The organism is Erythrobacter sp. S43 (assembly GCF_057364955.1).
Genome location: NZ_CP200285.1, coordinates 189283 through 214256, shown reverse-complemented (window position 1 = coordinate 214256; position 24974 = coordinate 189283). Strand labels below are relative to the sequence as shown.

Here is a 24974-nt window from a genome sequence, read left to right as displayed (position 1 = left end):
CACCTTTGATCAAGGGGTTAACAGAGACCTTGCAGGGCGTCTTGCAGGCGCGAAGACCTGCGCCTATCGCTGACCCCGTTTTATGGCGCGCACGGCACTCTCTTTCGGAAAGCGAACTCGCAGCGCGTTTCTAAGCGCGGTTTTGGCCATGTCGGCATGCAGTGCGCCTGCCGAAGCGCCCGAAAACGACAAGCCCACTTTCGTCAGTCTCAACCCATGTCTCGATGCGATATTGGTGGAAGTCGCTGAGCCCGACCAAATCCTCGCGCTTTCGCATTACAGCCGCGATCCTTCGGCCAGCTCAATGGACACAGGTCTGGCCAAGCAGTTCGGGGTTACTGGCGGCACGGTTGAAGAGATACTCGCGCTGGAGCCCGATATAGTTGTGGGCAGCACATTCATGTCACCTGCGACCCGCAACGCGCTCGCCCGGCTCGGCTTACAGGTTGAGGCGTTTGGCAGTCCGGCCTCGGTTGATGACAGTATTGAGCAGGTCGAACGTCTTAGTACGCTGGTGGGTGGTGACGCCGATGCCGACGCGTTGATTGAGGAAATGAGGCCCGCGCAGTCCGCCCATAGCGGGGAGACGGCGCCATCAGCGTTGCTATGGCAACCAGGTGAGATTGTCCCCGGTGGCCAGACACTCATCGTGCAGCTGATTGCGGAGGCAGGGTTTTCGAGTCACGCCGAAGCACTAGGTTTGGGCCAGGCGGATCGGGTTTCACTTGAACAGGTGCTCGCATCGCCGCCGGACCTTCTGTTGGTAGCAGGCACCAGCCGGGGCCAACGCCATCCGGGCCTCGACGCTCTTGAGGGCGTTGCGGTTGAAGTGTTTGATCAACGGCTGCTCTATTGCGGCGGCCCGACAATCGCCAAGGCCAGGGACAGGCTCGCCCAGATTCGCCGTGAGCTTGAAAGTCCGGCATCATGAACCGTGCTGTCCTTGCCTTTGCCGCGATGCTGCTTGTGCTGTTTCCGCTGTCGTTGCTGGCGGGGCGGGTGTGGATTGATCCCGCGACGACCCAGAACGCAACCGTTATCCTGATGGAGCTGCGCCTTCCGCGAGCGGTTCTGGCGTTGATTGTGGGGGCAGGACTGGGCGCAGCGGGTGCGGCGATGCAAGGGTATTTGCGCAATCCTCTGGCCGATCCTGGACTTTTCGGGATTGCACCAATGGCAGCGCTCGGCGCGGTCGCCAGTTTCTGGTTTGGAGCGCTTCTGCCCACCGCTTTTGCCAGCTGGAGTCTGCCCGTCTTTGCGTTGACGGGAGCAGGGCTCGCCATGGCACTGCTCGCCCTGATCGCCGGTCGCACGCCTTCGGGAGCAGGCGGGGGGATAGCGCTGTTCACGCTGGCTGGCCTGATGATTGCCAGCCTTGCTGGAGCGCTCACCGCTTTGGCGATCACGCTTGCGCCCAATCCGTTCGCGCTTTCGGAAATTGTCATGTGGCTCAATGGTGCATTGACTGACCGTTCTTGGCGCGACGTGATGATTGCCGCGCCACTGGTCGCACTGGGCATTGGGACGCTGGCCCTGGCAGCCCGTTCGCTCGATGCGCTGACACTTGGGGAAGATGCAGCGCGCTCTATGGGCGTGGATCCAACCCGATTGCTCTGGCTGCTTGTGGTGGGCGTAGGCCTTACAGTCGGCGCAGGTGTAGCGGTCGCCGGGATCATCGGCTTTGTCGGCCTGATCGTCCCGCATCTCGTCCGCCCATTGACCGACCGTTTGCCATCAAGCCTGATTTTGCCCAGCGCGCTCGCGGGTGCATGTCTGGTGTTGCTCGCTGACAGTGCGGTGAGAGTGCTGCCGTTCGTCACTGAACTGCGCCTTGGCATTGCGCTCAGTCTGATTGGCGCGCCATTCTTCCTGTGGCTGTTGCTGCGTATGCGCCGGGGGATGCTGTGATGCTTGCCGCTCAGGATCTATCAATTCGCCGGGGCGGCAAGCGCGTGGTTGAGAGTGTTTCAGCCAAGCTGGAGCCAGGCACAATAACCGCTATTTGCGGCCCGAATGGCGCGGGCAAATCAAGTCTGCTGCTGGGGCTCGCAGGGCTGCTTTCGGCAGAAAGTGGCGCTGTATCGCTCGAAGATGCTGACCTTGCCGCGATGCCAACGCAGGCACGCGCCAAAGCATTGGGCTACCTCCCGCAATCAGCCGATGTCGCATGGGACGTCGCGGTCGAGAGCCTCGTCGCGCTGGGCCGTCTGCCGCACCGCGACGCGCGCCAAGAACCTGTCGAAGCCGCATTGCAGGCCCTTTCTCTGACTGACCTGCGCCATCGACCCGTCAGCCGGCTCTCAGGCGGCGAACGAGCCCGCGCATTGCTCGCCCGCGTTCTCGCCGGAGAACCCCGCTGGATCCTCGCTGACGAGCCGCTCGCTGCGCTCGACCTCGCGCATCAGCTCAATCTGATCGCTCATTTCAAATCATGTGCGAAGGCGGGGCAGGGCGTCGTCATAGTGCTTCATGATCTCACGCTGGCGATGAACCATGCGGACCGGGCTCTGGTGATGCAACATGGCCAAGTGATCGCCGATGGTCCCCCCGAAACGGCGCTTTCGGCCGAAAAAATCGGCAAGGCTTGGGGCGTGGACACAGGCTGGATCGGAGAAGAGGGCGCACGAGCACTCGTCCATCGATAGAGGATTGGCGGCACTCCATGGACACAGAACGTCGGATGGGGACCCGAAGGATGCCCATGGAGTACCTACTCTTGAATGCCTTACAACACGCTGGAGCGACCCGAAGAGCCCATCGCAAGACTTACAAAGAGGACTACATACGTAACGGCACAAACAGCCAGCGGGACTTCATTTTTCCTGTAGGGCAACGTAAGATACTGAAAGTATGTTAAAGTCTTTCAAAATGGGTCGGAAAAAAGCGGGAGGCACCCCCTAAGCGGCACCTCCCGTAAGGTTCGAGGAACTCTCGCTTGGAGAGCCGAGCACCAGACTGGGTCGCTAGGCCAGTGCTCTGGTTTGTCGTGGGCGAAAGCGGAGAAGTTCACGTGTGATGGGGGTCACGGGGCAGAGGGCTTGGCGGTCTCTTCAGTCAAAGCCTTCGCACACGTTTCCGATGGCGAGAGCTCTGGAAGCCAGACAACCAACAATCCAAGGATAATCAAAATTACTGCTGCCGGCGCCTTTGATAGAGAGTCGATAAAGCCGGGAAGAGCCTTCACGATCTCTATCAGATTGGCCATCGACTTGCTCTTCTCGGCCCCGCCTAGAGCCTTGGTTTCTTCGCCTTTCTGGCGTGCTTCTTGAACCAGAATGTAAATGGCCGAAAAGCCCTGAATGATCAGAAGCACAATCGCTGCCCAGAACGCGAAAACCGCGATGGTGTAGAGGCTGTCAAAAAGTTCGACGCGATCCTGAAGAAAGGTGCGGCATTGCTCGATCAGGCTAAGCTTGGGCTTCATGGTCACGTTCTCCTACGCGTTGTGTGCTTTGCATTCTTGATTAGCTGTTACGGTTCACCTCACACCAATGGGCCGAGAAATGGTTGGTCCGCATTCGTCTCAATCGTCGCGAGATTAGGTGTGTGTTTGTTCGTCACGCTGGTCACCAGCCTTGTGACCTCAGCCTCGACCTCGCGCGCTGACATCCCTGGCTTAGCGGCAGTTTCGAGCGCCCAAGTGAATACGCTTCGTTTTTCGAAAACTCCGGGCGAGACCTCGATCTTTTTTACAATAGCTTGTTCCTCTTCTTGCGCGGCCCCGAAATGGACGGAGTTGATCAGATCGCTATCGAAGACGATGGACTTGAAGAGGCTGCCGTGCTTCTTGATGGAGAGATCTGAAGGTGGAACAGCGCCGTCATATTTCAGATCGCCGGAGGAGATGAATTTGGCAATCTCGCCCTTCTGAAGGTCCACTCGCGCCTGACTTTTACCGTCTTCCGGTTCGTCAAAGCTGAATTTCTTATAGAATTCACCGCCGTGGCAAATGTCGTAGATGGCGTAGAAAGAGACATCGGGGCGTAGGCGTTTCTTAAGAAAGGCGCTCATCCATGAATCCGGCAAGAGCGATGACGATGTTGCCTCGTGCGGTACGATTGCCTCCGAATAATCCTCCTTCACGGGATCGTACATCCGGTAGCCGTGCGCCGTGATGTAGAACAGGGCCACATCGCCGGGATGACTGCTATCGACCAGATGGTTGAGCGCATCAATCAGGCCACGTCGTGTTGCTGTTGCGTCTTGCAGTGTATTGATGTCATCGAAACCGAATGTCGATGCGATACGTTTGAATGCTGCCAAGTCTAAATCGAGACCGGGAAGGTTATGCCTTGGATCGGCATATTGCCCGATGGCGACGCACAATGCTCTTTTCTCTGGCATTTTTTTCTCCATAGATCGAGAAACAACTCCAAAGCACGGACTATTTCACCGCGTCTTCGATTGCCTTTTTCAGTGCTTTGCCAAGATCACTCTTGTTTCCTTCAAAAGCTTCGCTGAGTGCCTGAAGCGCGACGCTGGGATCTTCGCTTTCCGTAACGATTGCCGAGATATTGTGGCGTGGCGCTTTGGGGACAGAGAATGAAAATGACGGTCCAAGGGGGTTGGCTTCGCATTGGCCATCTTCGCCAGTGTTATAAGTCTTGCCGATCTCGAAGCGACCCATATTGATCAGGTTTGCAGCCGGACTCTTGTCTTTGCCGCCATTCGCCTTCGGGCTATTCTTATTTTTTCCTCCTGTGGCCTCATCCTTCGGTTTGTCTTTAGACTTTGAGGTGCCCTGATTGACATCTATCCCATTAGCCTCTGGGAAATCACCTACGGGTGCGAAGCTGAATGCCAATGTGATCTCTTTGCGACCTTTGCCTCGGTTTCTGGCGCTGGTATCCGAATATGTTAGACAATCCGGTGTCACTGTCACGACAAGCGATTTTGAAGTCGCGTTCTGCTCAATGGTTACAGCTGATTTGAGGCTGAAGGCGGGCTTTGATCGTTTGGCATCCCCTTCCGCAGCACGTGAAATTGTCAAAGTGCCGTTCTTACAGTTAACAAACTGGTCGGTGCTGTTGGCGGCCGTCCAGCTACTTGTGCGCGCCTTTTGAGCTGCAGCGAGACTTTTGGAGATGACTCCGATGGCTGTGTCCACAGCGATGCCTACGATGGGAGCTAGTATGGCAGCTTTTGGAATCCCGTCATCCTTGCAAGAGAAAACGAGCCTGTTGACCTCTCGAATGCCTTCAGCCGTTGCAGCGCTTTCGACCCCAGCATATCGGAGGGAATTTCCTCCACAGCTGGCGAGCACAGTGGATGCCATTGCGATTGCCAATACAGATTTCTTCATGCTTCAATCCCCTACTTGTGGTGAGGCGAGGACTAGAAGAGGTCGCCGCAGGCAACGCGTGACCGACGTCACGCTGTGCCAAATTGCTTTTGTGATCTCAGATCATGCTGGAATCAGCGCCACCCGGTTACCGTTGGAACGCTGCGGCTGCGGATCAATCTGGACTTCGGCTTCGAGCCGGGGGAGAATGGTGCTTTCTGACACCTTAAGTCTGAAGCTCCAAAGACGCGAGCATGTCCGCATCAGACGCCGCTGTGTCAAATACACGCGCTTTGTCCAGGCGGCAGGTCTCGGCCGGCTCTTCATTAGGCGGCGCAGGGCTTTGGAGGTCGTGTGGCAGCTCAAGCTGCAAGCCGCTCGCTCGATCGCGTCGATTTTTGGCTTGTTGTGGCGCTCAGCACAGAGTTGGCCACGGGCAAGCTCGACCTGCATTGTACATGCGGTCGAGCTCATCCATATCTCTGGCCCTCTCTCGAGGAGCGGCGCCTAGAGGATGAAATTGCTCTCTAGCAGCGGGATATTGCCGTCGAGGCGGATGGCATAGTCTGCCGCTCCGTCACCGTCGATGTCCATGAAGATCATGGTGTTGGCGCCATCATTCTCGAAGCGGAGCTCTCCTGCCGTGCCCGAGAACGCATCGGTGCCCACAAAGGTGAAGGAATCGTCTTCACCGCCAAGGATCGCGTCAACGGCTGAGAGGTCGATAATCTCGCCCTGCGCGGCATTGAAATCGAGAATTCGGTCCGCGGTGTTGGCAGTGAGCCCGTCAAAATCACCATCAGCAAAGACGAAACTATCCGCACCGGTGCCCCCGGTCATGCTGTCACGGCCAGCACCGCCAGTCAGGATATCGACGCCTGCATCGCCGAAAAGGCGATCATTGCCAGCTTCGCCCATAAGGGTGTCATTTTGGCCTCCTCCGCGCAGCGTATCGCTGCCGCTTCCGCCATTAAGCTGATCATTGCCATTGCCACCGTTCAGGATGTCATTGCCAATCCCGCCGAACAGGAAGTCACCGCCAGCATCGCCGTTCAGGATGTCGCTGCCATCACCGCCGTTCAGCGTATCCGCACCTGAATTGCCGAAGAGGCTATCATTGCCAGATTCGCCGATAAGCGTGTCACTGCCATTGCTGCCAAACAGAGAGTCGTCACCGCCTCGACCGTTGAGGGTTGCTGCTTCACGCCCGGCAAACATCTGATTGTCGAGGAAGTTGCCTGTTCCTTCGTTCGCTGCTCCGGCAAGACGCAGGATTTCCTCGCCATTGCCCAATGTATAATTGATTGAAGCGCGCACCGCGTCGATGCCCCCGTCATCTTCTTCAAACACGACGTCGCCAACCTGAGTGACGAAATAGGTGTCGTTGCCGGCACCGCCGCGCATCAAATCATCGCCAGAGCCGCCAATAAGACGGTCATCTCCGTCACCGCCAACAAGCACATCATCGCCGCCAAAGCCGAGCAGCAGGCTGCCGACATCGGGATTGGCGCGTAGCTCATTTGCGCTCTGGTTGCCGAACAGCTCATCTGCCGTGCCCGCCAGTTCAAAAGCTTCTACATTGCGGAAATTTACTGGCTGCGCGCGGAAGTTGATGCTCGAGATCACCCGATCCACGCCTTCGCCGGCGAGTTCGGTCACACGATCACCCGCGTCATCGAGGAAATAGACGTCGTCGCCATCACCGCCTATCATGACGTCAGCTTCGCCAAGGCCGTCTATTACATCGTTGAAATCGCCGCCCGTCAGATTGTTGGCATTTTCATCGCCAAGGATGCGATTTCCAGTCGGACCACCATAAAGGACGAATGCACCTCCTGCGAATTCAACGCCATCCGTATTACGCAAAAAGCTTGATCCGATCACAAGGTCATCGAAGCCATCATTGTTGATGTCTCCGACACCTGACACACCACTGACGCCCACATTACTCACATCGTCATTTTCGATGACGAAGCCGTTGAGGCCATCCAGCGCTGTTAGGTCAATTTCAGCATCAAAACCCTGATCGGTGCCAAAAATGACAAAGCTCTCATCGCTAAAGCCGCTGACGGCAAAATCATCAAAACCATCGCCGTTAAAATCACCGATGCCTTCGATATACTCGCCGAACCCTTCATCGATCTGGTCCCCCACAATTTTGAAACCGTTGGTTCCATCAAGCGTGGCGACATCGAAATTGGGTCCGAATGGATCGGTTGATCCGAAAACGACATAGACCGCGCCAACCCCGTCTTCACCCCCTTCGCCGGTGAAATCATCCGGGAGGAAACCCAGGGCGGAGACCATAAAGTCATCAATGCCATCGCCATTCACGTCGCCGATACCGGCGGCATTGAAGCCAATTTCATCAAAGCCGTTCTCGGCATCGATTATGAACCCGTCAGTGCCATCGAGCGTGTCAAGATCGATAACTGGGTCAAAACCGGCGTCAGAGCCGAATACGACGGCGGCGAAACTCGAATCCTCAAAGGTCTGATCGTCGAAGCCGAATGGACCACCTACCAAGACATCGTCAAAACCGTCGCCGTTAATGTCCCCGATACCGGCGACAGAATTGCCGAAACTTGCACCACCAAAGCCTTGCAGTGCCACACCGTTGGTGCCGTCAAGAATGCTGGGATCGAATTCGTCCAGAAACGGATCGGTTGTACCGAAGATGACGTAGGCAAAGCCATCGTCGTTGAACACATCCTCTTTGCCGGGCCCGTTTTTCAGTCTTGCGCCAACGATGAAGTCTTCGATCCCGTCTCCGTTGAAATCGCCGATACTATCAACGTCACTGCCGAGCAGATCACCCGCCAAGATGCCGTGAAGGCGGAAACCGTTGGTGCCGTCCAGATCGCTTACGCTCAGATCAACAAGACCAGCATCGTCTCCGAAGATGACGAAAGTGGACCCATCTCGGCGTTGCCCTTCGAATGACTGCAATTCAGAGCCGATAATGATGTCGTTGAAACCGTCGCCATTGATGTCCGCCCCGGAAGCGGCATCGCCAAGTTCACCAAATCGCTCGGCACCATCGATCCTAAAACCACTCGTCCCATCGAGATCGGCCAGCAGAAATTCATCGCCAAACCCGCCAGCATTGCCGAATATGACGTAAACGCGTCCTTCGCCAGATCCACCGGGAATGTCGAAGCTGTCAGCGATGATGACAAAGTCATCGATCCCGTCACCATTCACGTCGCCAACAGGTGCAACGACGCTGCCTGTTCTGGCAAAGCGCTGCTCACCCAGGATCCGCGTTCCACCGCGCTCGGTGATTTCTGTCAGTCTAACTCTTGCGCCGATGCCCATGTCGATTCTCCACTGTTCCGTGGTCGCGGTTAATCAGCCACCGTTTGAATCACCGTTTGAAAAAGCGTTGTAATGCACGACAAAAAGCGTTGGAATCTGCGCTTCCGTGAGATTTTCATCGCAACCAGTGAAGGGTTTCGATCAAGGTGGCTCCTGTTTCCTCATTCTGGTTGGAACCCTCTGTGTTCAACCACCGTTGAACAACTGCGCCGCGCAAACCATCTTTGAGCGGCGACTTCGCGGGCGGGGGATCAGGTTACCTCGCGCTCTTGACCTATGCGAACATTTCCGGAACAGAAACGCTCATGAGCCTTACCAAAATCTCCGTCCGTGGTGCCCGTGAGCACAATCTCAAGGGTGTCGATATCGATCTGCCGCGCGATGCGCTTATCGTGGTGACGGGACTGTCGGGATCGGGGAAATCGAGCCTCGCGTTCGACACGATCTATGCCGAGGGGCAGCGGCGCTATGTTGAGAGCCTTTCGGCCTATGCGCGCCAATTCCTCGAGATGATGCAGAAGCCGGATGTCGAGCATATTGACGGGCTCTCGCCGGCAATCTCGATCGAGCAAAAGACCACCTCGCGCAATCCGCGTTCGACCGTCGCGACGGTGACCGAGATCTACGATTATATGCGGCTGCTGTGGGCGAGGGTGGGGGTGCCTTACTCGCCCGCAACAGGTGAGCCGATCACCGCGCAGTCAGTGTCGCAAATGGTCGACCGGGTGATGGCTCTGCCAGAGGGCACACGCGCTTATCTGCTGGCGCCGGTGGTACGCGGGCGCAAGGGTGAATACCGCAAGGAGCTGGCCGAGTGGCAGAAGGCCGGCTTCACCCGTGTGCGGATCGACGGGGAGCTGTACCCGATCGAGGAAGCGCCGGCGCTCGACAAGAAGTTCAAGCACGACATTGAAGTGGTGGTTGATCGCCTTGCGGTGAAAGAGGGTTTGGAGACGCGGCTGGCGGACTCGTTTGAGACCGCGCTGAAGCTGGCGGACGGGCTTGCCTATATCGACCTCGCCGACGGCGTGGTGCCGGGGCGAGAGGATGAAGCCGATACTGGTGGCGCGATGAAAGGGGCGGGCATCCCGGCCAACCGCATCGTGTTCTCGGAGAAGTTTGCCTGTCCGGTGAGCGGCTTTACTATCGAGGAGATCGAACCGCGGCTGTTCTCGTTCAACTCGCCGCAGGGTGCGTGCCCGACATGCGACGGGATTGGCGAGAAGCAGCTTTTTGACGAGCAGTTGGTTATCCCGAACGAGGCTTTGACGCTTAAACAAGGTGCGGTGGCTCCGTGGGCGAAGTCCAACCCTCCGTCGCCGTATTATATGCAGGTTCTGACCTCGTTGGCGAAGGCCTATGATTTTACCGTCACCACGCCGTGGCGCGACTTGGAGCCGGATCAGAAGCTGATCATCCTCCACGGCACGGGCGGGATGCCGGTTGCGCTGACGTTCAAGGACGGGCGCAAGGAATACACCGTCAACAAGCCGTTCGAGGGTGTGATCGGCAACCTCAACCGCCGCCTGATGCAGACCGAAAGTGCGTGGATGCAGGAGGAGCTGGGCAAGTTCCAAACCGCTCAGCCGTGCGAGACGTGCGGGGGTAAGCGCCTGAACGAGAAGTCGCTGGCGGTGAAGGTAGCGGGCACGGACATTGCCGAGCCGGTGAAGATGAGCGTGTCGGATGCGAAGGCGTGGTTCCTCGCACTTGATGACAAGCTGACCGACCAGCAATCGCAGATCGCCAAGGCAATCCTCAAAGAGATCAACGAGCGGCTGGGCTTCCTCGACAATGTCGGGCTCGACTACCTCAACCTTGACCGCACCAGCGGCACTCTGTCGGGCGGGGAGAGTCAGCGCATCCGCCTTGCCTCGCAGATCGGCTCCGGCCTGTCCGGCGTGCTCTATGTGCTCGACGAACCCAGCATTGGCCTGCACCAGCGCGACAATGATCGGCTGCTGGAGACGCTCAAGCGCCTGCGCGATCTCGGCAACACGGTGATCGTGGTCGAGCATGACGAGGACGCGATCCGTCAGGCGGACCATGTGGTTGACCTTGGCCCCGGCGCGGGTGTGCGCGGCGGCGAAGTGGTGGCGCAGGGCACACTCAAACAGATCATGAAGGCGAAGAAGTCGCTCACCGCCGATTACCTGACCGGCAGACGCGAGATCGCGGTTCCACAAACCCGTCGCACAGGCAACGGCCATCAGCTGACCGTCCACGGCGCGCAGGCGAACAACCTCAAGGACGTGACCGCCAGCATCCCGCTCGGCACCTTCACCTGCATCACCGGCGTCAGTGGCTCGGGCAAAAGCTCCTTCACCATCGACACGCTGCACGCAGGCGCGGCGCGGGTGCTCAACGGCGCGCGCGTCATCGCGGGCAAGCACGAGAAGATCACCGGCCTCGAATATTGCGACAAGGTCATCGAGATCGACCAGTCCCCCATCGGCCGCACCCCGCGCTCCAACCCCGCCACCTACACCGGCGCCTTCACCAACATCCGCGACTGGTTCGCCGGCCTGCCGGAATCGCAAGCGCGCGGGTACAAGCCGGGCCGCTTCTCCTTCAACGTCAAAGGCGGGCGCTGCGAACAATGCACCGGCGACGGCCTGATCAAGATCGAGATGCACTTCCTCCCCGACGTTTACGTGACGTGTGAGACATGCGGCGGCAAACGCTACAACCGTGAAACGCTGGAGGTGAAGTTCAAAGGCCACTCCATCGCCGATGTGCTGGATATGACGATTGAGGACGCGGAGGAGTTCTTCAAAGCCGTGCCCCCGATCCGTGACAAGATGCGGATGCTGAACGAAGTGGGCCTCGGCTACGTCAAGGTCGGCCAACAGGCGACGACATTGTCAGGCGGCGAAGCGCAGCGCGTGAAACTGGCCAAGGAGCTGGCGAAGCGATCCACCGGACAGACGCTCTATATCCTCGACGAGCCGACCACCGGCCTGCATTTCGAGGATGTGCGCAAACTGCTCGAAGTGCTGCACCGTCTGGTGGAGCAGGGCAATTCGGTCGTAGTGATCGAGCACAACCTCGACGTGATCAAAACCGCCGACTGGATCGTGGACCTTGGCCCGGAAGGCGGCGTGCGCGGGGGTGAGGTTGTGGCGGAAGGGACGCCAGAGGAGGTGGCAAGCGTCTCGCGCTCATTTACCGGACAATACCTCGCCCCCATGTTGAAACGTCAGCAAGAGGCAGCCGAGTAGCGTTCCGCACAACGCCGAGCGCGCAAGGCCGACCGGCCGCCCGCAGCGACGCGACCAAAGGTCGCGTGAGCGAGGATTTCGCGGCGCGGATGCGCTGCGGAAAACAAAAGCCCGCGCTCGTTTACGGGGCAGTATTTGAAGCCGATGCTTGAGAAAGGTGCGGCGCGGGAAGCGGCGGAGTGACTTGTTCGAGCAGCCCAGGTTAGGGCGCGATCTCGGCAAGAGCTTCAATCTGTAGGCCCACGCTTTCTTCGAGCAGGCTACCAAACTCGTGACCAGCATCGCGAAGTGCCTCTTCAACTCTGGGCAAAAATATCTTTCCCAGAGCGAATTCAAAGCTGACTGCTTCACCAATAATTTGATCCGTATTTGCGCGGTTTGGGTTGGTGCGGAGAATCTTGTGCTTAAGATCAGCTCGTTTACGCGTGATTTTCGACGCAAGTCTCGCTTGTGCTCCGGCCAAAGCTGTATCGATGGCCTCTTGTGCCACCACCTCGTCAACTTCAAGAACAGCAGAAATGTGGGCGGGGCGACAGAAAAAGTGTTCGATGTCGGTCAACTCAGAAATATAGATCGATGCTCTTTCGGGGAGATCCTGTTCGTACTTTTGTTGCGCCCATTCGCGTTCGGCTTCCGTCATGCAATCGCCATCACGATACACTAGGACCCTGTTTGCTTCTGAGAGTGAGAGAAAATAGTCTATGACGATGCGTGTGGCTTCAAAATTATCGACTCCGTTAAATGAAACGAACTCAACGTCCTCTAAGTCCCAACCATTTGAAATAAGAATTTTCTCTAACTTGTTGGTTTTTTCGTCTTCGGCAAAAACAATGGTTTTGGGACGTTCGTCTGACAGTGATGAGAACCGATCGAGCGCACCGAGGTCCAAAAGCAACCCAGCATCAGCATCCTGATCATTTATAATCTGACCGTCACTAAGCCAATGGAGCGAACCAAGCGGATTATTCGTTATTGAGTCAAAGACGTGCCGCGAGTGGCTTGCCAGAACAATCTGTGTGTTGGCGCTATCTGCTAGCGCGAACAGCATGTCGATTAATAGTTTTTGATTTCCAGGGTGCAAATGTGCATCCGGCTCATCGAGAAGCAGCAATTTTGGTTCGTATAGAATGACGTAGGCCGCGAGTTGAAGTGCTTGTAGACATCCGGTGCCTGAGAGCTCCAAAGGGTGCCAAAAACCATTCAAGAATACTTCGCTAGATATGTACTGATTGAGGTTCTCGTCAAACTGGGTTCGGACCTGAAACCTTGGAAAAATGTTTCGCATCAATAACTGCAAGGCGCGCTTTTTTGCCGCATCCTCTTCCAGTCGAAGTAAGATGTTTCTCAAAAACAAGTTTGCATCCCCTTGTGCAATACCTGCTTGAACTATTGAGTTTGCTCGCCTTTCCTCCGCTAATGGTATTCCTGCGAGTCCAGGCACAAACACTGAGAACGGTGTCAACAAATCCGAGGCGGCACGAAAAAACGGCGAGTATTTATTGTAGGCGATCGAGATATTTGCGTTCTTTCCGCGATACAATGAAAGCTTGAAAGGTTGCGGGTTTCCTTGACCATCTTTGTACGTGAACGAGATCTGGGGGCCGACATTTTGTGTCATCGCTGTGCGATGATTCATTCGCATGATTTCTGTTGTAGGTAGGAAAGTGAACTGGTTTACGCCCAAGGTCGTGGCAGGAAGATTTTGGCTCTTGCCGTACATTCTCGCGGATCGAAGCGCACTAATCGCAAAGTGGATCGCTTGGATTATGGATGACTTGCCAGCGTTGTTTCCGCCAATGATCAGATTCAAATCGTCAAGATCGATTGAGACGTCATCGATATTCTTGAAGGAGCTAATTCTGATACTTTCTATTTGCAACAGGCCAATCCTCAATGAACAAACAATGAAAGGTTTTTAGTAGCTATAGCGCACAACTCGGTTCGTACTTCAAGATTTTCTGAATTTCTTCCCTGAGCGCCACAACACCACGTATGCGGACTAAATCCGGGAGGTAGTCAATTGTTGACGGCCATGGCTCTGAATCAGGTGCTTAGACAATCGCAGTTCCTGCGAAGTCTAATTTCCTACCTCCACCTCATCCACTAATTGGATCGGTTCCCCAAATCCCCAGAGGAACAGAACATGCCCGACCTCACCCCCACCGACTCCACTCCCATCCCTCCGCACTTCTCGCGCGATGACCAGGCCGTGTTCCTCGATAGGCTTGCGCAGTGGGGGAATGTGACGGCGGCGGCGCGGGTGGCTGGAGTTAGCCGCGCGACCGCTTATCGCATGCGGCGGTCTTGTCCGCGCTTCAAGAAAATGTGGGACGCGGCGCTGTTGCTGGCGCGGCCTCAAGTGGAGGCGGTGCTGGCCGACCGGGCGCTCAACGGCACCGAGGAGTCGGTGTACTACCACGGCGAGGAGGTCGCGACGCGGGTGCGCTATGACGCGCGGTTGCTGCTGGCGCATCTGGGGCGGCTCGACCGGCTCGAGGACTCGCGCACCATCAGGCAAACCGCCGAGGGGTTCGATTGGGAGCTCGCCAAGTTGCTTGATGCCAAGGAGGTGGAAATGGTCGAATGCGTGCCGTGCGAGGAGGAGGCGCCGGAAGAGGGGCAGGACGCTGCGGGGCGCTCCGAAGGGCAGGGCGGTTTTTTGGCTCAGGACACTGTGTCAGCTGTTTCAAGCGTTCCTGAGCCGCGATGAACCAAGGGGTGGCCTGCGCAATCTGTCGCCGATGGACAAGCGTGTGGGCCGGGTGTGCGGTATGCTCCGATCCTTGGATTGGAGGGAACGATGGAACACAGGACACAGAGCATACGGGTGATCGCGGGCGCGGCGGCGCTGGCGCTGTTGGGGTTGCCGGTGGCGGGGCACGCGGCGGGCTACCTCAAGATACCGAGCATACCGGGTGAGAGCGAGACGAAGAAGGACTCGGGCGAGGCGCATCTCGACTATCTCGTGATCACGATGGAGAATGTGATGGTCACGCGGAAAGGCGATGATCACAGCAGCGGGGATGAGCACGAGATCGAGTATGACATCGCCGCGGGGGCGCTGAAGCAGACAGCGCGGCCCAAGATCGCGGGTGTGACATGGGGCGCGGTGAAGCCGGCGCGCATGGCGACGCGCGATGCAGCGACGGGGCTGCCCACGGGCAAGCGCCAGCACAAGCCGCTGAGCACGACCAAGCCGATCGACAAGGCTACCCCGATGAAGATGCGCGCGGCGGTGCGCTGGAGCGGCTGTGGTGTGGGTCGGCGGTTTGACCACGTGCTGCTCGGCGATGGTGCGGGTAAGGAGTACAAACTGCCCAACGCGGCGGTCACGGCCTGCGCGCGCGAGCATGTGAGCTTCACCTACGACAAGATCACCTCCTGACCGGACCTGATCGGGTATGAGTCCGCCCCCTTTTCAGGCGGGCCCGGATTTTATAGTCTTCTCCCCATCGAGGGGCTCGCATCACCGGAATAAGGGAGCCGGTGGCCTCGCGAAATGCCCCACGATGTCGGGATATCGATGGGAGAGGGATAATGATGAAAGGGACAATGCGCGGCGCTCTTGCGGGTGCCGGATTGGTGATGGCCGTGCCGTTGGGCGCGCAGGATGATGCGGAGCGCTATGCCTATGTCAGCACGTCGTTGTTCGGCGAGTATGTAACTGACGGCACGAGCGACGGGAAGGGCGCAGGCGAAGATGCGAGCGCCGACTTCATGGCTGAGTTCGACTATGTCGATGGCAAGATCTGTTACCTGCTTGAGCTGACAGAGATCGACGACTTCACCGCCGCCCACATCCACAGAGGCACTCGCAAAGAGAACGGCCCACCGGTGATGGAGCTGAAGCTATCGGAAGATGGCAACGACGTATGCGCGCCGGCCGATACCGCTCTGATGAAAGAGATGGAGGCGAAGCAGGAGCAATTCTACGTCAAGGTCCACACCAAGGCATTCCCGAATGGAGCAGTGCGTGGGCAGCTGGGCGAATAGAGAGATTGTCTTGCAGCCAGGCGGCGCTTGCGGCTAGCAGGAGGCAGGGGAAACAAACAGGGGGTCAGGACGTGGCAACAGCCGCTGCCAAGCGCGCGTATGACGTGAAGCCGCTCTTCGCAGAGCCGTATTTCGTGATGAACATCGCCGATGCAATTAGCGACAAGCAGGTTGAGTTCATCAAATCGATCAAGATGATCGAGAACCAAATGAACCACATCTCTGAGGAGCTGTATCTGTTCGATCGCCCCGAGATGCGGAGCATTTCCAAGGCGGTTCAGGAAGGGCTCGATATCTACACTTCAGAGGTGATGGGCGGCTCACACAAGCTGAAAGTGACGCAGAGCTGGGCGTTGATGAACCCGCCGGGTGTGGGGATGCACAGCCACACGCACTCGAACTCGATTGTTTCAGGATCGCTGTACTTCGCCGAAATGCCCAATCCTCCGGGCAATATGATCTTTGATAGGCACAACACCTATCGGCAGATTGAACTGGATGTTCGGTCCGAGAAGCAGAACATCTATAACGCGCAGCGCAATGCGATCATTCCCAAGCGCGGTGATCTGGTGCTGTTCAGTTCAAGCATCCAGCACTACGTTGAGCCGAACAACTCTATGCAGAACCGTCACTCGATCGCGTTTAACACTTTCGTGCGTGGGACCATTGGGTCGTTCTGTGATGTGAGCGAGTTGAAAGTCTGAACTAACCGTTCAGCCAACTTTCCTACCCGTAATGAAGTCTGCCACACCGCTTCTAAGCGGTGTCGTGAGGGCAGAACTGAGTCGAGCTGAGCCCAAAAAGCAAATGGGGCCGGCATTGCTGCCGACCCCACTCTCACCAGCGCGTGGTCGCTTCGGTCTTTCGGGTCTTCCGGCGAACCTTCCGTCCCGTTTTTCCGATGCGCGCTTGGCGCCCGATGTCTTGCCCTTTCGCACCGAAGCGCGTCCGGGTTTGTCACCGGCGCTCGCGCCGGCATCCAGCTTCCACTTGACGGGGCAGTCCAAGTGCGCCGAGCCGAAACCCTTTGCTCTTGTGTCTGCTCCTTGGGCGGGAGCCGTGGCCGCGTCTCGTTAGTGACTGGCTGTTCTGTGCGTCCAGTTCGGGCCGAAACCCTCCTCTTTCGCGAACTGCCGGTCCGATCCTTGGCCGAACCGATGATCTCGCTTCGCGCTCTTCTCAAACGATCCAGCTTGCACTTGGCCTGAACCTTATGCATGCCATCTCTCAAAGGGCGCGTGGACAAAGATCCTCGCATCCTTGGAACTCTAAAGCCTCACAAAATCAAAGTCTTGCGACTTGCTTTTCTGATGCTCCGTGTTCCGAAGACAGGTTGAGATTGCGTCGGAATCGGCGGTCTGACAAGCAGCGCAACACCGACTTATCCACTTTTCACCAGATCATCTGTGGACAGCGGTGGACAACTCAACCGTTCATCGCATTTGACAGTTTGAGCGGGAACGAAATCGAAGAGAGGCGAATCTCACCTTGCCCAATAGGCAAGGCGTGCTTTTCGATTCTTTCAATCAGATGAAACGCAATTCAGCGAGTCGCAACTTCAGTGAGGCAAGACCTAGTCGCGCTGACGGTCTCGCTGGGCGAGCAGTTTCAGGCGCAGCGCGTTGAGCTTGATGAAGCCCTCGGCATCATGCTGGTCATAAGCACCAGCATCGTCTTCGAAGGTCACATGCACTTCTGAGTAGAGCGAGTGAGGTGACTTCCGGCCAACTACGCTTGCCAGGCCTTTGTAGAGCCTCAGCCGAACCGTGCCGCTGACCTTCTCTTGGCTGAGGTCGATTGCAGCTTGAAGCATCTCACGCTCGGGGCTGAACCAGAAGCCGTTATAGATGAGTTCGGCGTATTTCGGCATCAGTTCGTCTTTGAGGTGTGCTGCGCCGCGATCAAGTGTGATCTGCTCGATGCCACGGTGCGCGCAAGCGTAGATCTCACCGCCCGGCGTTTCGTACATGCCGCGCGATTTCATGCCGACGAAGCGGTTTTCGACCAGATCGAGCCGTCCGATACCGTGCTTGCGGCCCAAGTCGTTGAGCGCAGTTAGCAGACTAGCGGGCGACATCGCTTCGCCATTGAGCGCAACGCCATCGCCGCGCTCGAAATCGATCGTGATGTATTCGGGCGTATCGGGTGCGTTCTCCGGGTGATCGGTGCGCGAATAGACGTAGTCCGGTGTCTCTTCCCACGGATCTTCCAGCACTTTGCCTTCGGACGAAGTGTGAAGCAGGTTCGCATCGGTCGAGAACGGGCTTTCACCCCGCTTGTCAGTCGGCACCTTGATCTGGTGTTTTTCCGCCCACGCGATCAGCGCGGTGCGGCTGGTCAGGTCCCATTCGCGCCACGGGGCAATGACGTGGATGCTCGGATCAAGCGCATAGGCTGACAGCTCGAAGCGCACCTGATCGTTGCCTTTGCCCGTTGCGCCGTGAGCGATCGCATCGGCGTCCGTCTCGTGCGCAATCTCGACCAGACGCTTTGAAATCAGCGGGCGCGCGATGGAAGTGCCAAGTAGATAGTCGCCTTCGTACCGCGCATTGGCGCGCATCATCGGGAAGACATAGTCACGCACGAATTCCTCGCGTAGGTCTTCGATAAAGATGTGCTTGTCCGGGATGCCCATGGCGCGTGCCTTGTCGCGCGCGGGTTCAATCTCTTCGCCTTGGCCAAGGTCAGCGGTGAAGGTGACCACCTCCAGCCCGCGTTCCACGCTCAGCCATTTGGCGATCACAGAGGTATCGAGGCCGCCCGAATAGGCGAGGACTACACGTTTGATGTCGGACATAGATTGGGCCTTGGGTTCTGGCTTGAGTTGGTTGCGCGGCGGCTAGCACCGGCAAGGCCCCTCGGCAATAAGGGTAGAGCTATTTGGGACCCTATGAATTCTTCCTCATCAAACGCTTCTCCTCACGCTCGATATAGCTGCGAGAAAGGGGAAGGGCGTGGCGTGTGCGGATGTACTGGATCTGGTAATTGCACATGCTGCCATATTCGAAGACCGTGGCCGCACCGGCGAGGTAGAAGGTCCACATGCGGAAGAAACGCTCATCGTACATATCGATGATCGCCTCCTTGTTCTTCATGCAGTTGTCGTACCAGCAGCGCAGCGTCTTTCCGTAGTGGACGCGCAGCGTTTCGATGTCGCTGGCGATCAGGCGGAACTTTTCGCTCGATTCCACGGTCTCTGAGAGGGCGGGGATGTATCCTCCGGGAAAGATGTATTTTCGGGTGAAGGCGTCGGTTGACCCGGGTGATCCCATCCGGCCAATCGTGTGGAGCAACATAACGCCGTCGTCAGTCAGGAGTTTGCCGCATGCCTCGAAGAAGGTGTCGAACTGCGGCTGCCCCACATGCTCGAACATGCCGACAGAAACGATGCGGTTGAACTTACGGCCCTCTGCCGCGAAATCACGATAGTCGACCAATTCAATGCTGACTTTGTCGGCGAGGCCCGCCTGCCTGACTTTTTGCCGAGCAAGATCGGCCTGCTCTTCGGACAGGGTGATGCCGGTGACATGGACATCGTAATTCTTGGCCAGGAAGATCGCCATCCCGCCCCAACCGCAGCCGATGTCGAGGATGGTATTGCCTTTCTTGATGTTCAACTTCGCCGCGATGTGCCCGAGCTTGGCCGTCTGGCACTCGCCCAGCGTCTCGACCCCTTCAGGCCAGTATCCGCAGCTATATTGCCAGTGCTCTTCGTCCAGCATCAGCGCGTAAAAGGCATTGCCGATGTCGTAGTGGTGCGCGACGTTGCTCTTTGCGCTGACCGCGTTGTTGACCTTCTCGAACGCGTAACCTGCTGCATTGCCGATACGGCGCAGCATCGAAGGGGGATCAATGTCGCCGCCCTCATCCCAGCGATTGTTCGCGCGCAGCAGAGTGACGAGGCCCATGATATCGCCTTCTTCGACGATCAGGCGACCGTCCATGAAGGCTTCGGCGGCGCCAAGGCGCGGGTCCATCAGGATATCGCGGGGCACCGCATCATCGGCGAAACGAAGGATTATGTCAGGGTAGCCTTTAGCGGGTTCGCCATAGGTTTTGTCCGATCCATCGGCGAACACCACGCCTAGTCGGCCCTTGGTAACACTGCGGCCTAGGAACTTGTCGAGAAGTACTTTGCTCATTGCGATCCCATCTTGTTATCGGCCCCCGACACTCGCCCACAATGGCGGTCACTTGCGCTGTGTCAACAATGGGATAAACCTGTGCGCATGGCAGAGAACAAGACCCAGCAAACTGATGTGGCGGTGGAGGAGTTCATCGCCTCGGTCGAACCCGAAGCAAAGCGAGAAGATGCCAAGGTGCTCGACGCGATGTTCCGAAGGGTGACCGGCGAAGAGCCGAAGATGTGGGGGGCAAGCATCATCGGCTATGGCAGCTACCACTACAAATACGAAAGCGGGCGCGAGGGCGACTGGATGCGCAGCGGCTTTTCCCCGCGCAAGGCAAAGCACTCGCTCTACCTGATGGGCGGGTATTGTGATGAACTTGCCTCGGGAGAGCGCAAGGAAATTCTTGAGCGGCTGGGCAAACATGCCGAGGGCAAGAGCTGCCTATACGTCAACAAGCTGGCCGACGTTGATCTGGAAGTTTTGGAAGAGATGATCGCCAATGACTGGGCGAATATGAACCGGATTTATCCGCCAAAGTAATCAGATACCGGCGTACCACTGGTACCCATATTCGTCTTCCCAGAACCCGCCTTTGCCTTTGCCGATATCGTCAAAGCTGGCGACCGCTTCGATGGCGGTGACGTATTTGGCGTGTTTGTAGCCTAGCTGCCGTTCGATCCGCATGCGTAAGGGAGCACCGTTCTTCTCTGGCAGTGGCTCACCGTTCAGTTCGTGCGCGATGATGGTCTGTTCGTGATAGGCGTCAACCAGATCAACGCTTTCGTAATAGCGTTCTCCGGCGATTGTGTCGGCACAGCGGAAGACGACGAATCTGGCTTCAGGTTTGATCTTTGCGCGGTCAAGCAGTTGGCCCAGTTGCGGCCCTTTCCATTCGGCAATCGCGCTCCACCCCTCCACACAATCGTGTCGGGTGATCTGCGTTCGCTGGGGAAGGGCGCGCACTTCATCCATGGAAAGCGAGAGTGGGTTCTCGACAAGGCCCGTCACTGCCAGTCGCCAATCGGCAAAACCGTTGGAGAGGCCTGTGCGGTACTCGGGTGTGTTCACCGTCGTCGAACCATTGCCGCGAATGTCGGGTGAGCGTTCATCAGGTGCGTATTCAGGGGCGAGCCGTTGCCGGCCTGCAAGCGCGCGGTGCGCCGCACGGTGCCAGTCCTCGGCGGTATCGAGAACCGCGCCGCCCCATTCGCTCTTGCTAATCTCGGAGCAGCCGCTTGCGCCCAGAGCTGCCATTCCAGCGAGCAGCGATCGGCGTTTGATATCAGTCATGGGCAGCCTCCATTTCGGCGTCACCGCCATCAATCATGCCCCAAATTTGCTTCGATGCGCCGGAGACCAAAACCATCGCTACATGGATCACGACAAAGGCGAACACCGCCCATGCAAAGATGAAGTGCAGCGAGCGCGCACTCTGTCGTCCACCCAGAATGTCGACGAGCCACGGTGCGGCAGGCTCAATTCCCGGACTGATCGCGAGACCGGTGAACACCATCATGGGCAGGAGGATGCCATAGACAGTGCCGTAGGCGATCTTCTGAAGCGTGTTGTACTTGCCCTCATGCGCGTCGAATCGACCCCGCAGATGCTCGCGAATATCGGCGAACAGATGCGACGGCTTCCACTCACGCAGACGCGTCATAATAGAGCGGGCAAAGTGCCGGCTGACCAGCATGTTTACCCACATTGCAAACAGACCAACGCCAAAGAACCATGCGGCGATATTGTGCCAGTCGCGCGCAATGGCGAGGCTGTAGTAGCCCGGGATGGTCGCCCATCCGGGGAAGCGGATCACGGCGGTCCATGCATCGGCTGGATCGAAGCCGTAGTCGCCCCAGTAGAGGTATCGATGCGCATTCGAGATGTTGAGGCCTGACATGAACAGCACGATCACCGCCGCTGCGTTGATCCAATGCCAGACCCTTGTGAAGAGCGAGTGGCGCTTCACGCGTCTGCTCCTTCGCGCGCAAGATAAATCACATCGCGTCCCTGCGAGAGCAGATGCTGCCCGCTGTCGATAAACAGGGTGGAGCCGCTCTTTAGCGCGCCAGAGGCAAGGAACAGCGCAGCATCGACGATCTCGCTCGCATCGGTCTTGCGGCCCAGCAGGTTGAGCTTGTGCGAAACCTCGGTCTCGTCCTCGGTTTGGTCATGGCTGGCCAGAATGGCGCCGGGCGCGATGCCGTAGACGCGGTCATATGGTCTCGCAGCGCCCTCAGCCAGCATCGGAATGGTCGCGGCGAGGGCGTGTTTGGACATGGTGTAGCTGAAGAAGTCCGGATTGGGGTTCTCCAGTTTCATGTCTGTCACTTGCACCACACTGCGCACGCCATCGCTTTTGGCATGGGATAGGAAGGCTTGCGCCATAACAGCAGGGCTGACCGCATTCACTTGCATCGCTTCGTAGTTCGTTGCGAGATCGAGTTTGGTTGCATCGTCATAGTCAAAAACCGATGCGGAGTTGATCAGACACCGCCAATCGGGAAGGCGCGCAGCCAGTTCTTTGATCATCGCGCGTGCCGCTTCGGCATCGGTTAGATCGCATTGCACTGTTTCGGCAGAGGGCAGATCGGCGGCCAATGCATCGGCTGGATCAGAGGATGATTTAAAGTGGATCACCACGTGCCAGCCTTCCCGTGCAAAGCCGCGAACGATGGCGGCGCCGATGCGGGTCGCACCACCTGTGACAAGGACGGCTGGCTTGGTCATGCGCTCGGCCTATCAGGGCAGAATAATCGGTTCAATTGGCGCTCACCAGCTTCGCTGCCGCTTTCTCTCGCAAACGCGGAGTAAGGCGCTCCAATTTGGTCAGCTCCGCCAACTCCTCTTTGGTCGCCTTGCCAGCCACCAATGCCTCAAAGGCGCGCGCGACAGTCCAATCCGCGTGGCCAATCTCGAGACGTTCGAGCACATCACCTGCCTCGCAGTCGCCGATCTCAAGGACTCGGAAGTACCAACCTGCGCGGCCAGTCTTGGAGATCTTGGCCACCATGCCCTTCGCCCCAAAGCGGTGCTCGATCTTCCAGCATGGCTGACGTGGTTGGCTGATCTCGATCAATGCATTGCCGACACGAAACCGATCGCCGATATGGACGTCAGTTTCGTCAAATCCGCGCACAGCAAGGTTCGAACCGAATGCGCCCGGTCGGTCAAGCAGGCTCGTGTCTTCCAATTCGCCCTGCCACCAATCATGGTGATCGAGTGGGTAGAGATGCACCGCCATTTCGGGCCCGCCATGCACGCGCCGATCGGCCTGCTCGTCCGGCGCGAAACCGTCCTCCAGCAACTGCACCACACCTTCGCGCGGACGCTTGGCAATTGCGCTGGTCTCCGCGCCGTTGAAGGGGCGGGCAGTTCCGGTGCAAATCGCTTCGACGGTTAGTTTCATGGTGCCCTATTGATGCTTTTGGCCGGTAATGGCCAGCCAGTCTCGCTGGGTGCCATCGCTGGCTTTTCCCGCAAACATTGATTGATCGACGATTCTGAATCCAGCAGCGCGATAGCGTTCGATCAACCAGGCCGCCGTTGGGAAGTTATGCAGTCGCCCCAGCAAATCGCGACCTTCGCCTGCCCCGAGTTTGAAACTGGCGTAGTGATAGCCTTCTGGTTTCAGCGCCCCGTGGATACGTGCCAAAACATCTGGCAGCTCGGCCTGGGGGCAATGCAGCAAGCAGGCGTGCGCCCAGACCGCGTTATATTCCGACGACGCCTCTAGCTGATCGAAGCGCATCAGGCGGGCATCAAGACCCCAGCGCTCGTTAGCTTTCGCCACCATGGCGGGAACACCGTCGGTTGCGTGGATATCAAAACCGCGTTTGCGTATCTGCGCCGCATCGCGACCCGCGCCACAACCAAGCTCCAAAACCCGCGCTCTGGGCTCGAGACGATCTAGAAAACCATCGAGATGTCGGCTGTAGCTGATCGAGGGATCAAGCGAATAGAACGGTGCTTGCGATTGATAAAAGTCGTAGGTTTGGGCGTCGATCACATTGGCGCTCAATCTTTGAGATGCTTTTCAAAGAACGCGATGGTCGCAGGCCAGATCACCTTTTGCGCTTCAAGCGTCGCTTGATCTACCTTCGTGCTGGTCCCGTCGCCCGATAGAAAATGCCCAGCATCAGTAAAAACTAGACTTACTGTCGGTAAGCCAGATTCGGCACGGCGCTCTGCAATAATCTGCGCCATTTCGCCTGAATTCCAAACGAGATCTGCATCGCCGCCGGCGACGAGAAGCGGCTCGTCGATGGCTTCTACATCAATGCGTGCGGCGACTGCGCGGTCTGGGTTGGCATTTCGGCCTTTGTCATGTGGTAGTCGCAGGCGAGGGCGACCATCCGGCCCGGTGGGGTTCGAGAATTCTTCTCCCATCCCATCATATGGTACGAAGGGGAGCGGCTCGCCTTGCCAACTGAAGCTGCTGAGCTTGCCCTCATACGGACCGGCGCCCCAGCCTTCCCAGACGACGTCTGTGGGCACAATAGCCGCAATCGCGGCGAAGCCATCGATTTTGGAGCCAGCGAGGAGGGCAAATTCGGCCCCTTTGGAGACACCATAAATCCCGATGTCTTCGGACTGGATATCCGTACGTTTAGCTAGCCAGTCTTTTGCCACGCCTGCCTTGTCGACCGGGATATTCACGAAGGCACTTGGAAGGTCAGGAAATTGCTTCGGCTGACCGCCCCATGCTGGCGAGTAGTAGGGAACGCCAAGTACCGCGTATCCCTCGGCCAAGAAGCGTGGTGCAAGGCTGCGCGAACCGCGGTCGCCGCCCTCACTCCCTCCCAGTAGGATAATGGCTGGAAATGGGCCATCACCCTCGGGTTTCATAAAGAACGCGCCGGGTAGCGCGTCTCCCACCATCACTTCTGCAGTCGCGGGAGCCTGCTCTTCTTGGGCAATGGCAGGGGCAGCGGTGACTGTTGCAGACCACAACAAGTTCGCTGCGAGAAAGGTGCGTAGACTCATGGAATTATCTCCTGTCTCGCCTCCCACTGTAGGGCAGCTACGAACAAG

At 57.7% G+C, this 24974-nt stretch carries 22 protein-coding genes; 9 read left to right on the top strand and 13 right to left on the bottom strand.

What is annotated here, in order from left to right:
• The first annotated feature begins 82 nt into the window (after positions 1 to 82).
• From AC0V6K_RS01045 to AC0V6K_RS01035, 3 genes are read left to right on the top strand one after another with little or no spacing between them, the layout of a single operon-like run.
• Positions 83 to 931 (top strand): ABC transporter substrate-binding protein, encoded by an 849-nt coding sequence (locus AC0V6K_RS01045; RefSeq protein ID WP_472623918.1) that lies wholly within the window; start codon positions 83 to 85, stop codon positions 929 to 931.
• A complete protein-coding gene (locus AC0V6K_RS01040; RefSeq protein WP_472623916.1) occupies positions 928 to 1908 on the top strand; it encodes a FecCD family ABC transporter permease in 981 nt (326 codons plus the stop codon). Before AC0V6K_RS01045 ends, AC0V6K_RS01040 begins: the two co-directional genes overlap by 4 nt.
• Complete coding sequence (locus tag AC0V6K_RS01035; protein WP_472623914.1) at positions 1908 to 2645, top strand: ABC transporter ATP-binding protein; 738 nt, start codon at positions 1908 to 1910, stop codon at positions 2643 to 2645. Before AC0V6K_RS01040 ends, AC0V6K_RS01035 begins: the two co-directional genes overlap by 1 nt.
• Positions 2646 to 3022: 377 nt before the next feature.
• Here the strand turns inward: AC0V6K_RS01035 and AC0V6K_RS01030 are convergent, their stop codons facing one another.
• The 4 genes from AC0V6K_RS01030 to AC0V6K_RS01015 form a co-directional block, all read right to left on the bottom strand.
• On the bottom strand, positions 3023 to 3424 hold the full coding sequence (locus tag AC0V6K_RS01030; protein WP_472623912.1) for a hypothetical protein: 402 nt from the start codon (positions 3422 to 3424) through the stop codon (positions 3023 to 3025).
• A gap of 59 nt (positions 3425 to 3483) precedes the next feature.
• Complete coding sequence (locus AC0V6K_RS01025; RefSeq protein WP_472623910.1) at positions 3484 to 4344, bottom strand: caspase family protein; 861 nt, start codon at positions 4342 to 4344, stop codon at positions 3484 to 3486.
• A gap of 40 nt (positions 4345 to 4384) precedes the next feature.
• A complete protein-coding gene (locus AC0V6K_RS01020; protein ID WP_472623908.1) occupies positions 4385 to 5302 on the bottom strand; it encodes a hypothetical protein in 918 nt (305 codons plus the stop codon).
• A 486-nt stretch (positions 5303 to 5788) separates the two neighbouring features.
• Positions 5789 to 8599 (bottom strand): hypothetical protein, encoded by a 2811-nt coding sequence (locus AC0V6K_RS01015; RefSeq protein ID WP_472623906.1) that lies wholly within the window; start codon positions 8597 to 8599, stop codon positions 5789 to 5791.
• Positions 8600 to 8904: 305 nt separating this feature from the next.
• Here AC0V6K_RS01015 and uvrA point away from each other — a divergent pair, with 305 nt between their 5' ends.
• A complete protein-coding gene (uvrA, locus tag AC0V6K_RS01010; protein WP_472623904.1) occupies positions 8905 to 11820 on the top strand; it encodes an excinuclease ABC subunit UvrA in 2916 nt (971 codons plus the stop codon).
• Between the two features lie 202 nt (positions 11821 to 12022).
• Here the strand turns inward: uvrA and AC0V6K_RS01005 are convergent, their stop codons facing one another.
• Positions 12023 to 13699 carry an ATP-dependent nuclease gene (locus AC0V6K_RS01005; RefSeq protein WP_472623902.1) on the bottom strand — a complete coding sequence of 559 codons (1677 nt, stop codon included), beginning with the start codon at positions 13697 to 13699 and terminating at the stop codon, positions 12023 to 12025.
• 264 nt (positions 13700 to 13963) lie between these two features.
• On the opposite strand from AC0V6K_RS01005, the gene AC0V6K_RS01000 reads away from it, so the two are divergent.
• The 4 genes from AC0V6K_RS01000 (at position 13964) to AC0V6K_RS00985 (ending at position 16517) form a co-directional block, all read left to right on the top strand.
• On the top strand, positions 13964 to 14530 hold the full coding sequence (locus tag AC0V6K_RS01000) for a hypothetical protein (RefSeq protein ID WP_472623900.1): 567 nt from the start codon (positions 13964 to 13966) through the stop codon (positions 14528 to 14530).
• Between the two features lie 90 nt (positions 14531 to 14620).
• Positions 14621 to 15205: an Hcp family type VI secretion system effector gene (locus tag AC0V6K_RS00995; protein ID WP_472623898.1), complete on the top strand. Its 585-nt coding sequence runs from the start codon at positions 14621 to 14623 to the stop codon at positions 15203 to 15205.
• A gap of 152 nt (positions 15206 to 15357) precedes the next feature.
• Entirely contained in the window at positions 15358 to 15813 is a 456-nt protein-coding gene (locus tag AC0V6K_RS00990) for a CHRD domain-containing protein (protein WP_472623896.1), read from the top strand.
• Between the two features lie 71 nt (positions 15814 to 15884).
• Positions 15885 to 16517 carry a putative 2OG-Fe(II) oxygenase gene (locus AC0V6K_RS00985; protein ID WP_472623894.1) on the top strand — a complete coding sequence of 211 codons (633 nt, stop codon included), beginning with the start codon at positions 15885 to 15887 and terminating at the stop codon, positions 16515 to 16517.
• An 869-nt stretch (positions 16518 to 17386) separates the two neighbouring features.
• Here the strand turns inward: AC0V6K_RS00985 and AC0V6K_RS00980 are convergent.
• Positions 17387 to 18610, bottom strand: a complete 1224-nt coding sequence (locus AC0V6K_RS00980) for an argininosuccinate synthase (RefSeq protein ID WP_472623892.1) — start codon at positions 18608 to 18610, stop codon at positions 17387 to 17389.
• Between the two features lie 91 nt (positions 18611 to 18701).
• A complete protein-coding gene (locus AC0V6K_RS00975) occupies positions 18702 to 19955 on the bottom strand; it encodes a class I SAM-dependent methyltransferase (RefSeq protein WP_472623890.1) in 1254 nt (417 codons plus the stop codon).
• Between the two features lie 87 nt (positions 19956 to 20042).
• Here AC0V6K_RS00975 and AC0V6K_RS00970 point away from each other — a divergent pair, with 87 nt between their 5' ends.
• A complete protein-coding gene (locus tag AC0V6K_RS00970; RefSeq protein ID WP_472623888.1) occupies positions 20043 to 20483 on the top strand; it encodes a DUF1801 domain-containing protein in 441 nt (146 codons plus the stop codon).
• Here AC0V6K_RS00970 and AC0V6K_RS00965 read toward each other — a convergent pair whose 3' ends face one another.
• From AC0V6K_RS00965 to AC0V6K_RS00940, 6 genes are read right to left on the bottom strand one after another with little or no spacing between them, the layout of a single operon-like run.
• The gene (locus AC0V6K_RS00965; protein ID WP_472623886.1) at positions 20484 to 21233 is read right to left on the bottom strand and encodes a molybdopterin-dependent oxidoreductase; all 750 of its coding nucleotides are present in this window, start codon (positions 21231 to 21233) and stop codon (positions 20484 to 20486) included.
• Complete coding sequence (locus tag AC0V6K_RS00960; RefSeq protein WP_472623884.1) at positions 21226 to 21909, bottom strand: cytochrome b/b6 domain-containing protein; 684 nt, start codon at positions 21907 to 21909, stop codon at positions 21226 to 21228. The genes AC0V6K_RS00965 and AC0V6K_RS00960 overlap by 8 nt, the downstream gene beginning before the upstream one ends.
• Positions 21906 to 22670: an SDR family oxidoreductase gene (locus AC0V6K_RS00955; RefSeq protein WP_472623882.1), complete on the bottom strand. Its 765-nt coding sequence runs from the start codon at positions 22668 to 22670 to the stop codon at positions 21906 to 21908. The genes AC0V6K_RS00960 and AC0V6K_RS00955 overlap by 4 nt, the downstream gene beginning before the upstream one ends.
• A gap of 31 nt (positions 22671 to 22701) precedes the next feature.
• Positions 22702 to 23349, bottom strand: a complete 648-nt coding sequence (locus tag AC0V6K_RS00950; protein ID WP_472623880.1) for an MOSC domain-containing protein — start codon at positions 23347 to 23349, stop codon at positions 22702 to 22704.
• Between the two features lie 6 nt (positions 23350 to 23355).
• A complete protein-coding gene (locus tag AC0V6K_RS00945; RefSeq protein ID WP_472623878.1) occupies positions 23356 to 23961 on the bottom strand; it encodes a class I SAM-dependent methyltransferase in 606 nt (201 codons plus the stop codon).
• Positions 23958 to 24926 carry an acyl-CoA thioester hydrolase/BAAT C-terminal domain-containing protein gene (locus AC0V6K_RS00940; RefSeq protein WP_472623876.1) on the bottom strand — a complete coding sequence of 323 codons (969 nt, stop codon included), beginning with the start codon at positions 24924 to 24926 and terminating at the stop codon, positions 23958 to 23960. The genes AC0V6K_RS00945 and AC0V6K_RS00940 overlap by 4 nt, the downstream gene beginning before the upstream one ends.
• Positions 24927 to 24974: the final 48 nt, after the last annotated feature.